At 72.0% G+C, this 15,253-nt stretch carries 13 protein-coding genes; 2 read left to right on the forward strand and 11 right to left on the reverse strand.

Annotation, left to right across the window (positions count from 1 at the left end; translation table 11 throughout):
- The first annotated feature begins 4 nt into the window (after positions 1 to 4).
- The gene (locus ACF08D_RS06655) at positions 5 to 1,183 is read left to right on the forward strand and encodes a mechanosensitive ion channel family protein (RefSeq protein WP_392221458.1); all 1,179 of its coding nucleotides are present in this window, start codon (positions 5 to 7) and stop codon (positions 1,181 to 1,183) included.
- A 57-nt stretch (positions 1,184 to 1,240) separates the two neighbouring features.
- On the opposite strand, the gene ACF08D_RS06660 is transcribed toward ACF08D_RS06655, so the two are convergent.
- The 5 genes from ACF08D_RS06660 to ACF08D_RS06680 are packed head-to-tail and all read right to left on the reverse strand — an operon-like array spanning position 1,241 to position 6,007.
- Entirely contained in the window at positions 1,241 to 2,827 is a 1,587-nt protein-coding gene (locus ACF08D_RS06660; protein WP_392221459.1) for a Na+/H+ antiporter, read from the reverse strand.
- 58 nt (positions 2,828 to 2,885) lie between these two features.
- Positions 2,886 to 3,353, reverse strand: coding sequence for a GNAT family N-acetyltransferase (locus ACF08D_RS06665; protein ID WP_392221460.1), 468 nt, complete (start codon positions 3,351 to 3,353; stop codon positions 2,886 to 2,888).
- Entirely contained in the window at positions 3,350 to 4,291 is a 942-nt protein-coding gene (locus ACF08D_RS06670) for an RluA family pseudouridine synthase (protein ID WP_392221461.1), read from the reverse strand. The genes ACF08D_RS06665 and ACF08D_RS06670 overlap by 4 nt, the downstream gene beginning before the upstream one ends.
- 17 nt (positions 4,292 to 4,308) lie before the next feature.
- A complete protein-coding gene (lspA, locus tag ACF08D_RS06675; RefSeq protein ID WP_392221462.1) occupies positions 4,309 to 4,869 on the reverse strand; it encodes a signal peptidase II in 561 nt (186 codons plus the stop codon).
- 58 nt (positions 4,870 to 4,927) lie between these two features.
- A complete protein-coding gene (locus ACF08D_RS06680) occupies positions 4,928 to 6,007 on the reverse strand; it encodes a TraR/DksA family transcriptional regulator (protein WP_392221463.1) in 1,080 nt (359 codons plus the stop codon).
- 560 nt (positions 6,008 to 6,567) lie between these two features.
- Here ACF08D_RS06680 and ileS point away from each other — a divergent pair.
- The gene (gene ileS, locus ACF08D_RS06685) at positions 6,568 to 9,699 is read left to right on the forward strand and encodes an isoleucine--tRNA ligase (RefSeq protein ID WP_392221464.1); all 3,132 of its coding nucleotides are present in this window, start codon (positions 6,568 to 6,570) and stop codon (positions 9,697 to 9,699) included.
- A gap of 409 nt (positions 9,700 to 10,108) precedes the next feature.
- On the opposite strand, the gene ACF08D_RS06690 is transcribed toward ileS, so the two are convergent.
- The 6 genes from ACF08D_RS06690 to ftsZ form a co-directional block, all read right to left on the reverse strand.
- Positions 10,109 to 11,185: a DivIVA domain-containing protein gene (locus ACF08D_RS06690; RefSeq protein WP_392221465.1), complete on the reverse strand. Its 1,077-nt coding sequence runs from the start codon at positions 11,183 to 11,185 to the stop codon at positions 10,109 to 10,111.
- A gap of 48 nt (positions 11,186 to 11,233) precedes the next feature.
- Positions 11,234 to 11,530, reverse strand: a complete 297-nt coding sequence (locus ACF08D_RS06695) for a YggT family protein (protein ID WP_392221466.1) — start codon at positions 11,528 to 11,530, stop codon at positions 11,234 to 11,236.
- Between the two features lie 69 nt (positions 11,531 to 11,599).
- Positions 11,600 to 12,250 carry a cell division protein SepF gene (sepF, locus tag ACF08D_RS06700; RefSeq protein WP_392221467.1) on the reverse strand — a complete coding sequence of 217 codons (651 nt, stop codon included), beginning with the start codon at positions 12,248 to 12,250 and terminating at the stop codon, positions 11,600 to 11,602.
- A 142-nt stretch (positions 12,251 to 12,392) separates the two neighbouring features.
- Positions 12,393 to 13,112, reverse strand: a complete 720-nt coding sequence (locus ACF08D_RS06705) for a YggS family pyridoxal phosphate-dependent enzyme (RefSeq protein ID WP_392221468.1) — start codon at positions 13,110 to 13,112, stop codon at positions 12,393 to 12,395.
- On the reverse strand, positions 13,112 to 13,849 hold the full coding sequence (gene pgeF, locus ACF08D_RS06710; RefSeq protein WP_392221469.1) for a peptidoglycan editing factor PgeF: 738 nt from the start codon (positions 13,847 to 13,849) through the stop codon (positions 13,112 to 13,114). Before pgeF ends, ACF08D_RS06705 begins: the two co-directional genes overlap by 1 nt.
- A gap of 9 nt (positions 13,850 to 13,858) precedes the next feature.
- Positions 13,859 to 15,076: a cell division protein FtsZ gene (gene ftsZ, locus ACF08D_RS06715; protein ID WP_392221470.1), complete on the reverse strand. Its 1,218-nt coding sequence runs from the start codon at positions 15,074 to 15,076 to the stop codon at positions 13,859 to 13,861.
- Positions 15,077 to 15,253 lie beyond the last annotated feature (177 nt).

Genomic DNA, 15,253 nt, shown 5'->3' on the forward strand with positions numbered 1-15,253 from the left:
AGCCATGGAGAACGTACTGCGCCCGTTGACCGTCGTCGGTGGGTCGGTCGTGCTCACGCTGGTCGTCGGCTACCTCGTCGACGTCACTCTGCGCCGAGCCGACGCCCGGCATCACGAGACCCCGCTGTGGGGGCTGCTGCGCCGCTGCCGGCTGCCCCTCCAGGTGGTGCTGGTCACCGCGCTGCTGCGCGGTTCGTACCGCCAGACGCAGTGGAAGGTGATCGAGGACCACGAGACCGGGATCGGCCAGGTGCTGTCCCTGGTGCTGATCGGGGCGAGCGCCTGGCTGGTGGTGAGGATCGCCGCCGCGATAGTGGAGTCCTCCTACGCCCGGTACGCCTCGTCCACGCGTGACACCGCGCGCGTACGGCGGGTCCGCACCCAGGTCACGCTGATCATGCGGATCGTCACGGCGGTGGTCGCGGTCGTGGCGGTGGCGGCGATGCTGCTGACGTTCCCGGACTTCAAGACGATCGGTACGTCGATGCTGGCCTCCGCGGGCATCATCGGCATCGTCGCCGGTGTCGCGGCGCAGTCGACCCTGGGGAACCTCTTCGCCGGCTTCCAGATCGCCTTCGGCGACATGGTGCGCATCGGCGACACCGTCGTGGTGGACGGCGAGTGGGGCGTGGTCGAGGAGGTCACGCTCACCTTCCTGGCCGTCCGCACCTGGGACGAGCGCCGGATCACCATGCCGGTGTCGTACTTCACCAGCAAGCCGTTCGAGAACTGGTCGCGCGGCGGTGCCCAGATGACCGGCACCGTCTTCTTCCACCTGGACCACTCGGCGCCGGTCAGCCTGATGCGGGAGAAGCTCCAGGAGATCCTGGACAACTGCCCCGCCTGGGACCGCCGCGACTGGTCGCTGGCGGTGACCGACACCACGCCGAGCACCATCCAGGTGCGGGCGGTCGTCACGGCCAAGGACGCGGACGACATCTGGACCGTACGGTGCGTGGTGCGCGAGCAGCTGATCGCCTGGCTGTGCGAGAAGCACCCGTACGCCCTGCCCCGCATCGCCACCTCCGCGGCGACCCTGCCGCCCGACGGCCAGTGGCCGGAGCTGGGCAAGGCGTCGGGCCCGGTGCCGAGCGCCTCGGAGGTCCACAGCAACAACGCGGACCACTACGTCCCCGACGGCGACGCCCAGACCGCGGAGGCCCCCCGCACCGGCCGCGGCTGACGGCCCCCGGTCCGGTCTCCCGCGCCCCCGCCCTCGTACGTCCGCGGTACGCGCTCCTCAGCGCATGCTGCGGACGTCGAGCTGGCGCAGGACGCGGTCGACGACCTCCGGGTCGGCGCCCGGCTCGCTGCGGGCGGAGAGCACCTCGTGCCGGGCCGCCGACATCAGGTCCCGCTGGATGCGCTGCATCGCCCGGAACCGCTCGGCGCGCTGCGCGGTCGCCGACCGCCGCTCCTCGTCGACCAGTTCGGGGCTGATGCGCGCCCCCACGTCGAAAGCGACCCGCTGGAGCCGTTCCTGCAGCTCCTCGGGGATGTCCTCGACCTCCTGGATCTCCTTCAGGCGCCGCTTCGCCGCCCCCGCGGCCCGGACGGCGAGCTTCCGCTCCAGCTCGCGCTCCGCGTCCGTGTCGGCCCGCACCCCGAGCCGGCGCACCAGCCACGGCAGGGTGAGGCCCTGGACGACGAGGGTGGCCATGATGACGCAGAAGGCGATGAAGACGATCTCGTCGCGGGCCGGGAAGGGCGCCCCGTCCTCCGTACGCAGCGGAATGGCGAGCACCAGCGCCACCGACGCCACGCCGCGCATGCCCGACCACCACATGACGACGGTCTCCCGCCAGCTCATGGGGATCTCCTCGTCCACGTCCCGGCGTGTGTGCAGCCGTTTCGCGAGCCAGGTGGCCGGCAGCAGCCACAGCAGCCGGACGCCCACGACGCAAGCGACGACGGCCGCGCCCCAGCCCAGCATCTGCAGCTCCCGCCCGTCGGACGTGCCGAAGACGACGTGCAGCTCCAGCCCGATCAGGCCGAAGGCCACCCCGGTGACGAGGGTGTCGACGATCTCCCAGAAGGTACGGCCGGTGAGGCGGCCCATCACGTCGTCGGCGTCGGCGGCGTGCTCGGCGAGGAACAGGGCCGTGACCAGCACGGCGAGGACGCCCGAGCCGTGCAGCTCCTCGGCGAGGACGTAGGCGGCGAACGGCACCAGCAGGGTCAGCCCCGTCTGGAGGGTGGCGTCGCCCAGCCGCCCCATCGTCTTGTCGGTCAGCCACCCGAGGGCCAGCCCGAGCGCGACGGCGACCACGGCGGACAGCACCAGTTCGGCCGCCGCGCCCGTCCACGAGAAGGTGCCGCCGACGGCCGCGCCGATCGCCACGTGGTAGAGCACGATCGCCGTGACGTCGTTGAACAGCCCCTCCCCCTCCAGGATCGACACCAGCCGGCGCGGCAGGCCCAGGGAGCCGGCGACGGCGGTCGCGGCGACCGGGTCGGGCGGGGCGACCAGCGCGCCGAGCGCGACCGCTGCGGCGATGGGCAGCCCCGGCACGACGGCGTTCGCCACGGCGGCGACGGCGGCCGTGGTGACGAAGACCAGCGCCACCGCGAGCAGCAGGATCGGCCGGACGTTCGCCGCGAACTGCCGCCACGACGTCCGCTGCACCGCCGCGTACAGCAGGGGCGGCAGCACCAGCGGGAGGATGAAGTCCGGCGGGATCTCCACATTGGGCACGAAGGGCAGCAGCGCCAGCACGATGCCGGCGAGCGTCATCAGCACCGGCGCGGGCAGCCCCAGCCGCTGCCCGAGCGGCACGGTCAGCACCGCCCCGAGCAGCAGCACGAGCAGCAGAGCCAGCTGGTCCATGGTGCGCCCTCCGGCCGTTCACTCCGTCAAGATCAGGAGGTCAAGCCTGCCAGACGGGTCACAGCACCCGGCGCATCGCGCGGTGCGGGATGCCCGCGTCCGGGAACTCGCCGCCGTACGCCTCGTACCCCAGCCGCTCGTAGAAGCCGAGGGCGTGGGTCTGGGCGTGCAGGTCCACCGCCGTCAGGCCACGCGCGCGTGCGGCGTCCTCGACGGCCCGGACGAGCGCCGCGCCGACCCCGAGGCCGCGCGCGGCCCGGCTCACCGCGAGGCGGCCCAGCGACCCGACGCCCTCGGCGCCGCCGGTCTTGCCGGCCGCGTCCGCCCCGTACAGCAGCCGGCCGGTCCCCAGGGCGGCCCCGTCGGCGCGGCGGACGGCCAGCACATGCACCGCGGTCGCGTCGTACGCGTCGTACTCGATCTCCTCGGGGACGCCCTGCTCGCCGACGAAGACCTCCCGGCGCACGGCGAACCCGGCCTCCCGGTCGGCCTCGGTCAGGGCCTCCCGTACGGCGAACTCACTCACTGGCTCTCCGCCGCGATGCGGTCGAGGGCGTCCTGGAGGTCGTCCGGGTAGGTGCTCTCGAACTCGACCCAGCGGCCGTCCGCGGGGTGCTCGAAGCCCAGGCGCACGGCGTGCAGCCACTGCCGGGTCAGCCGCAGCCGCTTCGCCATCGTCGGGTCGGCGCCATAGGTCAGGTCGCCGACGCACGGGTGGCGGTGGGCCGACATGTGGACGCGGATCTGGTGCGTGCGCCCGGTCTCCAGCTTGATGTCCAGCAGGGAGGCCGCGCGGTACGCCTCGATCAGGTCGTAGTGCGTCACCGAGGGCTTGCCGTCGGCGGTGACGGCCCACTTGTAGTCGTGCTGGGGGTGGCGCCCGATCGGCGCGTCGATGGTGCCGCTCAGCGGGTCGGGGTGGCCCTGCACGAGCGCGTGGTAGCGCTTGTCGACCGTACGGCCCCGGAACTGCGCCTTGAGCAGCGTGTACGCCCGCTCCGACTTGGCCACCACCATGAGCCCGGACGTGCCGACGTCGAGGCGGTGGACGATGCCCTGCCGCTCGGCCGCGCCGGACGTCGAGATCCGGTACCCGGCCGCCGCGAGGCCGCCGATCACGGTCGTCCCGGTCCATCCGGGGCTGGGGTGGGCGGCCACGCCGACGGGCTTGACGATCACCACGATGTCGTCGTCGTCGTGCACGATCTCCATGCCCTCGACGGGCTCGGCGACGATCTGCACGGGCGCCGGGGCGCCGGGCATCTCGACCTCCAGCCACGCGCCGCCGCTGACCCGCTCGGACTTGCCGACGGCGGCGCCGTCCACGAGCACCTTCCCGGCGGCGGCCAGCTCGGCCGCCTTGGTGCGGGAAAACCCGAACATACGGGCGATGGCGGCGTCGACGCGCTCGCCCTCCAGGCCATCGGGAACGGGCAGCGTACGGATCTCGGGAAGCGTGCTCACCCGTCGAGTATGCCTTGTCAGTCCTTGTGGACGGTCCCGTCGGGGTCCAGGCCCCTGAACGACAGGATCACGATGAGGATGCCGCCGCACACGATCGCCGAGTCCGCCAGGTTGAACACGGCGAAGTGCGCGGGCGCGATGAAGTCGACGACCGCGCCCTCGAAGACGCCGGGCGAGCGGAAGATCCGGTCGGTGAGGTTGCCCAGCGCCCCGCCGAGCAGCAGGCCCAGCGCGATCGCCCAGGGCAGGCTGTAGAGCTTGCGCGCCAGCCGGATGATCACCACGATGACCGTCGCGGCGATACAGGTGAAGATCACCGTGAACGCCTCGCCCATGCCGAACGCCGCACCCGGATTGCGCACCGCCACGAACCGCAGCCAGTCACCGACGACCTGGATCGGCTCGTGGTGCTCCAGCTTGGCCACCACGAGCATCTTGCTGCCGAGATCGAGCAGGTACGCCACCAGGGCCACGAAGAACAGCGCCATGATCCGGCGCCTGCCCCGGGGCCGCTCGGCGGGCGCCGCAGCCTCGTCGTCCACATCCGGCGTACCGATGATGCGCTCCGCCTCTGCCACGTGAGTCCCTCAACCTAGGTGCCTACTGTGCACGAGGGTACGGCACACACGTACGGGTTCAGCCGCGCCGTTCCTGCTTCTGCTTGTCCTCCACGCACAGGGTGGCGCGCGGGAACGCCTGCATACGGGCCTTGCCGATGGGCTTGCCGCACACCTCGCACAGACCGTACGTCCCGGTGGCGAGCCGCTCCAGGGCGTGCTCGATCTGCTCCAGGGTGGCCCGGGCGTTGGCCGCGAGCGCCAGCTCGTGCTCCCGCGTGATGTTCTTGGTCCCGGTGTCCGCCTCGTCGTGCCCGGCGCCGTCCCCCGAGTCGCGCATCAGTCCGGACAGCGCCTGCTCGGAGGCCAGCAGCTCGGCCTGCAGGCGGGCCGCCTCGCCCTCCAGCTCCGCCCGGGCCTCGGCCACCTCCTCGGCGCTCCAGGGGTCCTCCCCGGGCCGTACGGGGAGCTCCTCGGGCGCCGTGTCGGCGATGCCCCGGGCGGGCGGTACGGCCGAGGCCGGCGCCGTGGTCACGTCCGCGGTCTTCTTCGCTGCCACTTTCCTGGCTCCTGTCTTCTCCGCGGCCTGGGCCGCCCCCTCGGCCGCGGGCGCGGCCTGATGCGTGGCCCTGGCGGCCACGCGCTTCTCCGCCTGCTCGGCGGAAGCCTTCTTGCCGGCACGGCCGGCGGTCTTGGCGGTGGTGGTCTTGGCAGTCGCCTTGGTGGTGGTCTTGGCGGGTGCCTTGGTGGTGGCTGTCTTCTTGGCGGGTGCCTTGGCCGTCTTCTTGGCGGCTGTTTTCTTGGCGGGTGCCTTCTTGGCGGCCGTTTTCTCGGCGGGTGCCTTCTTGGCGGGTGCCTTCTTGGCCGCGGTCTTCTTCGTGGCGGGGGCCGACTTCTTGGCCGGGGCCGCCTTCTTGGCGGGCGCCGGCGGGGCCTCGTCCGCGGCGGCCGTCTTCCGGGGGCGGGCCTTCGCCCGCGGGGGCGCGTCCCCGGACGCGGTGGACGCGCGCGTGCGGGACGCGGCGGGCGCCGCCGCGTCCCGGGCCGCGGCCGACGCCGTGCTCTTCTTCCCCGCCGTGTCCTTGGCCGCCGAGCCCGTGGGGGTGGCGGTGGATCTGCCGGACGCCGTCTTCTTCGCGGCGGTCTTCTTCGCCACCATCTCGCGGCCCCTTCACATATTGTGATCTTGCTCGCGAATCGTGCTGGGACGATAAATCGACTCGGGCCCCGCGGCAACGGGGCACGCCGCCCGTGCGCAGGCCCCATGCCCCCGGCAAGGACGGCCTGCATCCGTTGTGCCCAGCTCCCCGCCCGGTAATCCGCCGGGAAACCGGCCCCGGCCCGGCCTCCGGCCCGGTGGTGCGCGGGTGGCCATTCGGGTCAGTGCGAAATGCGGTCGGCCGCTGTCCGGGTGGGCCCGTACACTTGGGCGCAGCGAAAGGCTTGGATGGGGACGAGTAGCGTCGTACGCAGCCATGAGCGACCCGGGGACGGTGAGAGCCCGGGGGCGAGCCCGATGTGAAGCATCACCCCGGAGCCGCCGGAAGAACGCCCGCGGGACGCCCGGGGGCCAGTAGAACCGGCATCGCGACCCCAATGAGGGGGCTCAGGACGCCCACGAGGCGCCCGGGGCCAAGGAGGGTGGTACCGCGGGAGCCGCGCCAGCGCGGGCGCTCTCGTCCCTCCGACGGAACGAGCAACAGTCCGCCGGAGGTTTCGATGTCGCAGTACCGCCAGGTACCCGCCCAGGTCGACCTGCCCGCGCTCGAGCACGCCGTGCTCGATTTCTGGCGCGAGGCGAAGGTCTTCCAGAAGTCCCTCGACCAGTCCGAGGGCCGCCCCGAGTGGGTCTTCTACGAGGGCCCGCCCACCGCCAACGGCATGCCCGGCGCCCACCACATCGAGGCCCGCGTCTTCAAGGACGTGTTCCCCCGCTTCCGCACCATGCGCGGCTACCACGTGGCCCGCAAGGCAGGCTGGGACTGCCACGGCCTGCCGGTCGAGCTGGCCGTCGAGAAGGAGCTGGGCTTCTCCGGCAAGAAGGACATCGAGGCGTACGGCATCGCCGAGTTCAACGCCAAGTGCCGGGAGTCGGTGACCCGCCACACCGACGCGTTCGCCGAGCTGACGACCCGCATGGGCTACTGGGTCGACCTGGACGACGCGTACCGGACGATGGACCCGGAGTACGTCCAGTCGGTCTGGTGGTCCCTGAAGGAGATCTTCGGCAAGGGCCTGCTGGTCCAGGACCACCGCGTCGCCCCCTGGTGCCCCCGGTGCGGCACCGGCCTGTCCGACCACGAGCTGGCCCAGGGCTACGAGACGGTCGTGGACCCCTCGGTCTACGTCCGCTTCCCGGTGACCTCCGGCCCCCTGGCCGGCGAGGCCGCCCTGCTCGTGTGGACCACGACCCCCTGGACGCTGGTCTCCAACACGGCCGTCGCCGTCCACCCCGGGGTGACCTATGTGGTCGCCACCGACGGCACGGAGAAGCTGGTCGTCGCCGAGCCGCTCCTGGAGAAGGCCCTCGGCGAGGGCTGGGAGGCCACCGGCCAGTCCTTCACCGGCGCCGAGATGGAGCGCTGGACCTATGAGCGCCCCTTCGAGCTGATCGAGTTCCCGGCCCCCGCCCACTACATCGTCAACGCCGAGTACGTCACCACCGAGGACGGCACGGGTCTGGTCCACCAGTCCCCCGCCTTCGGTGAGGACGACCTCAAGGTGTGCCGCGCCTACGGCCTGCCCGTGGTGAACCCGGTGCGCCCCGACGGCACCTTCGAGGAGGACGTGCCGCTGGTCGGCGGCCAGTTCTTCAAGAAGGCCGACGAGGACCTCACCGCGGACCTCCAGGCCCGGGGGCGGCTCTTCAAGCACATCGCGTACGAGCACAGCTATCCGCACTGCTGGCGCTGCCACACCGCGCTGCTCTACTACGCGCAGCCCTCCTGGTACATCCGCACCACGGCCGTCAAGGACCGCCTGCTCCAGGAGAACGAGAACACCAACTGGTTCCCGGACTCCGTCAAGCACGGCCGCTTCGGCGACTGGCTGACGAACAACATCGACTGGGCGCTCTCCCGCAACCGCTACTGGGGCACCCCGCTGCCCATCTGGCGCTGCGAGGACGACCACCTCACCTGCGTCGGCTCGCTCGCCGAGCTGTCCGAGCTGACGGGCACCGACCAGTCGGGCCTCGACCCGCACCGCCCGTACATCGACGAGGTGACCTTCCCCTGCCCCACCTGCCGGGCGACGGCCACCCGCGTCCCCGAGGTCATCGACGCCTGGTACGACTCGGGGTCGATGCCCTTCGCGCAGTACGGCTACCCGTACAAGAACAAGGACCTGTTCGAGAAGCGCTACCCGGCGCAGTTCATCTCGGAGGCCATCGACCAGACCCGCGGCTGGTTCTACACCCTGATGGCCGTCGGCACGCTCGTCTTCGACAAGTCGTCGTACGAGAACGTCGTCTGCCTCGGCCACATCCTCGCCGAGGACGGCCGGAAGATGTCCAAGCACCTGGGCAACATCCTCCAGCCCATCCCGCTCATGAACCAGCACGGCGCCGACGCGGTCCGCTGGTTCATGGCGGCCGGCGGCTCGCCCTGGGCGGCCCGCCGCGTGGGCCACGGCACCATCCAGGAAGTGGTCCGCAAGACGCTCCTCACGTACTGGAACACGGTCGCCTTCCAGGCCCTGTACGCCCGCACCTCCGGCTGGGCGCCCGGCGAGGCCGACCCGGCCCCGGCCGACCGCACCGTCCTGGACCGCTGGCTCCTGTCCGAGCTGCACGCGCTGACCGACCAGGTCACGCAGGCCATGGAGGCGTACGACACCCAGCGCGCCGGCAAGCTGCTGTCCGCCTTCGTCGACGACCTCTCCAACTGGTACGTACGCCGCTCCCGGCGCCGCTTCTGGCAGGGCGACAAGGCGGCCCTGCGCACGCTGCACGAGGTCGTCGAGACCGTCACCCGGCTGCTGGCCCCGCTCACGCCGTTCATCACCGAGCGCGTGTGGCAGGACCTGGTCGTCCCGGTCACCCCGGACGCGCCCGAGTCGGTGCACCTGTCCAGCTGGCCGGAGGCCGACCTGTCGGCCATCGACCCCACCCTGTCCACGCAGATGGCGCTGGTGCGCCGCCTGGTCGAGCTGGGCCGCGCCACGCGCGCGGAGTCGGGCGTCAAGACCCGCCAGCCGCTCTCCCGCGCCCTGGTCGCCGCCGCGGGCTTCGAGACACTGTCCCCGGAGCTGCGCGCCCAGATCACGGAGGAGCTGAACGTATCCTCGCTGGCGAGCCTCTCCGAGGTGGGCGGCTCCCTCGTCGACACCACCGCCAAGGCCAACTTCCGGGCCCTCGGCAAGCGGTTCGGCAAGGGCGTCCAGGACGTGGCGAAGGCGGTCGCCGCCGCCGACGCCGCGGCGCTGTCGCTCGCGCTGCGCGACGGGGAGGCCACGCTCGACGTGAACGGCGAGACGATCACGCTCGCCCCGGACGAGGTGATCATCACGGAGACGCCGCGCGAGGGCTGGTCGGTCGCCTCCGACGCGGGGGCCACGGTCGCCCTGGACCTGGAGATCACCCCGGAGCTGCGCCGTGCCGGCCTGGCCCGGGACGCGATCCGCCTGATCCAGGAGGCCCGCAAGAACAGCGGCCTGGACGTCGCCGACCGGATCGCCCTGCGCTGGGAGTCCACCGACCCGGAGGTCGTCGCGGCGCTGGCGGACCACACGGAGCTGATCGCCGACGAGGTGCTGGCGACGGACTTCTCGTCCGCCGACGCGGACGACACGTACGGCGCCCCGTTCACCGACGAGGGCCTGTCGCTCACGTTCCGCCTCCGCAAGGCCTGACCCACCCGGCGGCCGGGCACCCCCCACGGTGCCCGGCCCCCCGTTGTGGGCAGTCGTCCCGCAGGGCGATGGGGGTCCCCCCTGCTCGAGCGAAGCCGAGAGCTTGGGGGAGGGTGGGCACAACGGGTGCCCCCGAGGGCGGTGCCTCGGCGGTGCGGTGCACCCCGGTGGGGGTGGGGCGGGGCCCCTCCGGGCTCGCCTCCTCGCGGTCGGCGGGGCACCCAGCCGGAAAGGGTGCCGTCACTCGCCGCCAACCGCTGCGGGGGCGACCCTGCACGGCCCCACCCCGGCGCGTCGCCGACTGCGGGTCGTCGGTGGGGCCACGTACGAACGGGCCGGGGCCCGGGACGGTGTTCGTCCCGGGCCCCGGCCCGACTGCCTGCCGACGGCTACGCGCTCGGCGCCCGCCTCAGTTGTCGTCCTCGTCGATGAGGAAGCCCCGCATCGGCGACGGCGCCTGCTGCATCGGCTGCGGCGCCTGCGGCCGCACCGGTGCCATCGGCTGCGTCATCGCGGGCGACATCTGCTGCTGGCCGCCGTAGGACGGGCCACCGCCCATCGACGGGCCGCCGCCCATGGTCTGGTTGCCGCCGTACGACGGGGCGCCCGCGCCCGCGGACGCCATCGACGGGGACGGCGGCAGCGACGGCGCGGCGGACGGGGTCCGCGGCGGGGCCAGCGAGTCGTCGGACTGGGTCTCCAGCTGGCGGAGCTGGCTCTCCAGGTACGACTTCAGGCGCGTACGGTACTCGCGCTCGAAGCCCCGCAGGTCCTCGACCTTGCGCTCCAGCGTGGCGCGGGCCGACTCCAGCGAGCCCATCGCGACGCGGTGCTTCTCCTGGGCGTCCCGCTCCAGGGCGTCGGCCTTGGCGCGGGCGTCGCGCTCCAGGCCCTCGGCGCGCGAACGGGCCTCGCCGACGATCTTGTTGGCCTCGGAACGGGCCTCCGCGATCGCCTGGTCGGCCGTCTGCTGGGCGAGGGAGAGGACGCGGGCCGCGCTGTCGCCGCCGGGGCCCTGGCCGGGCTGGGGCATCTGCGGGCCGTGACCGCCCATGGGGCCGCCCATCGGGCCACCCATGGGACCGCCCTGCATCGGGCCGGGGCCCATCGGGCCGCCCTGCGGGCCACCGTGGCTGGGACCGGCCGGCAGCTGGGGCGCTCCGCCGGGCAGCTGGGGCGGACCCATCTGCGGCGGCTGCTGCTGGACCGGCGGACCCGATATCCCGGCGGGCACGGGGGCGCCGGGACCCACGGGGCGGTCCTGCTGCTCCGGAGGCTTGCGCATGCCCTGCTGCTGCTGGTTCTGGGCGGCCGCGCGCGTGGCGGCGGCCAGCTTGGCGCGCAGGTCCTCGTTCTCACGGAGCAGTCGCGTCAGTTCGGCTTCGACCTCGTCGAGGAAGGCATCGACCTCGTCCTCGTCATAGCCTTCTCGGAGGCGGACGGTCGTGAACTGCTTGTTCCGCACGTCCTCGGGGGTCAGCGGCATCTTTCCTTCACCTCTACGTAGTCGTCGGCAGTCGGCAGGACCGTATCGCTACACCCTCATCATGAAGCTGTTCACGATGAAGATCAGGATGTAGACGATGATCATCAGAACGAAGAAGGACAGGTCGAGTGCCACGCCCCCGAGACGCAGCGGCGGGATGAACCGCCGCAGAAGCTTCAGTGGTGGATCGGTGACAGTGTAGGTGGCCTCAAGAACGACCACCATCGCCTTCCCGGGTTCCCATGAACGGGCGAACTGGAAGACGTAGTCCATGACCAGCCGGAAGATCAGGACGACAAGGAAGCACATCAGAGCGATGTAGATCACTTGTAGTGCGACGCTCATCCCGCGCTTCCCTCTCCCCTGAACCCATGTCCACCGGCCCTCCGGCCGGTCGTTCCCGGTGTCGTGCTCTCAGCTCTGGTTGAAGAATCCGCCCTCTGCGATGCGGGCCTTGTCCTCCGCCGTGACATCGACGTTAGCAGGCGACAACAGGAACACCTTCTGCGTCACTCGCTCAATGCTGCCATGCAGCCCGAAGACGAGACCGGCGGCAAAGTCGACAAGTCGCTTCGCATCCGTGTCGTCCATCTCCGTGAGGTTCATGATCACGGGCGTGCCCTCGCGGAAGTGTTCCCCGATGGTACGGGCCTCGTTGTAGGTCCGGGGGTGGAGCGTGGTGATGCGGTAGGGCTCCCGCTCGGACACGACCTTGGGCATGATCACCGGTGCGTTCTTCTCCAGGCTCGGGCGTTCAGGTGTGATGGATGCCACGGGTGCGATTCGCGCCGGACGTCCGCTTTCAGCGGGAAGCGGAACGGGTTCGCGCTGCACGGGGGGCTGCGTCACCACCCGTACCGGCTCCTCCCGCTCCGCCTGGTGCGAGACCTGGTGCGGTCCCTGGTGGGCGGCCTGGTGCGGGGGCTGGTGGCGCCGTCGGTCGCGCTCGGGCTCCGGCTCCAGCTCGGGTTCGAAGTCGTCATCGGGGTCGAAGCCCCGGCCGTCGTACCCATCGTCCTCCACGAGGCCGAGGTAGACCGCCATCTTGCGCATCGCGCCGGCCATTCTCTGAGTCCTCCGCTCTGTGGTGGATCGCCCTCACCATTAGTGGGCACTGCGTCACCAACTGCCCGCGATCCACAAGGCATGTCCGCTGTTCGGCGGAAATGACCATATTTTCTGCTGTGGTCCGACTTGCTTTGCGACGTTACCCGAGCCGGGGTCGGTCTCCGAGTACCGCCGTACCGATGCGTACATGTGTCGCTCCGGCCGCCACGGCGTCCTCGAGGTCCGCACTCATCCCTGCTGACACCATGTTCGCAGCAGGATGGGACGTGCGCAGGCGGGACGCCAATTCCATCAGCCGGTCGAAGGCGGCCCGTTGGCGCCCGGCGTACGGACCGGCGAGCGGGGCGACCGTCATCAGCCCGCCGAGCCGGAGGCCGGGCGCGGCCTCCACCGCGGCGGCCAACTCCTCGATCCCGTCCGGTGCGACACCCCCGCGGTCGCCGCGCGCCCCGGCCTCGGCGTCCAGGGCCACCTGGACCAGGCACCCCAGCTCGCGCCCGGCGCGCTCCGCGGCGGACGAGAGTGCGCCGACGAGCTTCAGCCGGTCGACCGACTGCACCTGGTGGGCGTAACCCACCACGGAGCGGACCTTGTTGGTCTGCAACTGGCCCACGAAGTGCCACGTCAGGTCGAGGTCCGCGCAGGCGGCGGCCTTGGGAGCGGCGTCCTGGTCGCGGTTCTCGGCGACATGGCGGACGCCCAGCTCGTGCAGCAGCCGTACATCGCCGGCGGGGTAGGTCTTGGTGACCACGATCAGGGTCACCTCCTCGCGCGGGCGGCCGGCGGCGGCGCACGCCGCGGCGATGCGCTCCTCCACGCGCGCGAGGTTCTGGGCCAGTTCGGTCCTGCGGTCCGTCATCACGTGGTGTCCAACCAGACATGTCCGGCGAGCCGCCCGGTCGTACGGTCGCGGCGGTACGAGTAGTGGTCGCGCGACTCGAGCGTGCAGACGCCCGAAGCGCGCCGGTCGCGCACGCCCAGCGCGCCGAGCTGGGCGTGCACGCCGGCGGTCACGTCCACCGCGGGAGTGCCCCAGCTCGTCTCGGCGTACGCCTCCGGTACGACGGCGGCCACCTCGTCCCGCATGGCGGCGGGGACCTCGTAGCAGCGTCCGCACACGGCCGGGCCGGTACGGGCGACGATCCGGGCGGGGTCGGCGCCGAGCGCGATCATGGCCTGCACGGTGGCCGGAACGATCCCGGCGACCATGCCGGGGCGGCCCGCGTGCGCCGCGCCCGCCACACCCGCGACCGGGTCGGCCAGCAGGACGGGCGTGCAGTCGGCGGTGAGCACGGCGAGGGCGAGCCCGCGCCGGGCGGTGACGATCCCGTCCACCGCGGGGACCGGCGCGCCGGCCTCCCAGGGGCCGTCGACCACGGCGACGTCCCGGCCGTGCACCTGGTTCATCCACACCACGTCGCGCGGGTCCAGCCCCAGCGCCTTCGCGGCCAGGCCGCGGTTCTCGGCGACGGCGCCGGGGTCGTCCCCGACCGCCCCGCCGAGGTTGAGCTCTTCGTACGGAACGGCGCTCACCCCGCCCCACCGGTCGGTGAAGGCGAAGTGCGCGCCGTTCTCGGAGTCGTGCTGCCCTATCACGTCACACGGTCACTTCAGGAAGTCCGGGACGTCGAGCTCCTCGGCCGAGGTGTCCGGGTACGGGCGGGCCGGCGGGACCGCGGGCGGGGTGACCGACAGGGAGCTGTCGGACGCCGCCGGGGCCGGCTCGGCGGCCGGGGCCGGGGCGGGCTCCTCCCGGACCGGGACGGTGCCGAGGCCGCTCGCCGGGCGGGAGCTCTCGGTGGAGCGCGCCGGGGGTGCCGGCTCCTCGCGCTTGTTCGAGCCCGCGCTGAGGATGTTGTCGCGCCGGGCGGGCGGCTGGCCGCCGTCGAAGCCGGCCGCGATGACCGTGACCCGGACCTCGTCACCGAGGGCGTCGTCGATGACGGCACCGAAGATGATGTTGGCCTCGGGGTGCGCGGCCTCGCTGACCAGCTGGGCGGCCTCGTTGATCTCGAACAGGCCGAGGTCCGACCCGCCGGAGATGGAGAGCAGCACGCCCCGGGCGCCGTCGATGGACGCCTCCAGGAGCGGCGAGGAGATCGCCATCTCGGCCGCGGCCACCGCGCGGTCGTCGCCGCGGGCGGAGCCGATGCCCATGAGCGCGGAACCGGCCTCGGACATGACCGACTTGACGTCGGCGAAGTCGAGGTTGATCAGGCCCGGGGTGGTGATGAGGTCGGTGATGCCCTGGACGCCGGAGAGCAGCACCTGGTCGGCGGACTTGAACGCGTCCAGCACGCTGACCTGGCGGTCCGAGATGGACAGCAGCCGGTCGTTGGGGATGACGATGAGGGTGTCGACCTCTTCGCGGAGCTCGGCGATGCCGTCCTCCGCCTGGTTGGCGCGGCGCCGGCCCTCGAAGGTGAACGGCCGGGTGACCACGCCGATGGTCAGGGCGCCCAGCGAGCGCGCGATGTTGGCGACGACGGGTGCGCCGCCGGTGCCGGTGCCGCCGCCCTCGCCGGCGGTGACGAAGACCATGTCGGCCCCCTTGAGGACCTCCTCGATCTCCTCGCGGTGGTCCTCTGCCGCCTTGCGACCGACTGCCGGGTTGGCCCCGGCCCCGAGTCCGCGGGTGAGTTCGCGGCCGACGTCGAGCTTGACGTCGGCGTCGCTCATCAACAGCGCTTGCGCGTCCGTGTTGATGGCGATGAACTCGACGCCCTTGAGACCGACCTCGATCATTCGGTTGATGGCATTGACACCACCGCCGCCGACACCGATGACCTTGATGACTGCGAGGTAGTTCTGCGGTGCTGCCACGTCGAAGGCCTCTCGCCTCGAGTTACGTGTCGCCACTGCGCGGTGGTCCCGCGCCGTGACGACGGATGCCGATGGGACGGTCCGAAACGCCGACCCAAACCCTAACGTTGAAGTTTAGGGTTACCAGTGTCTCTGTTCGCTGGACTCTTCCGAACAGGACACTAAGTCGACAAGTGG

This window comes from Streptomyces sp. NPDC015131 (assembly GCF_043079975.1).
Taxonomy (GTDB): domain Bacteria; phylum Actinomycetota; class Actinomycetes; order Streptomycetales; family Streptomycetaceae; genus Streptomyces.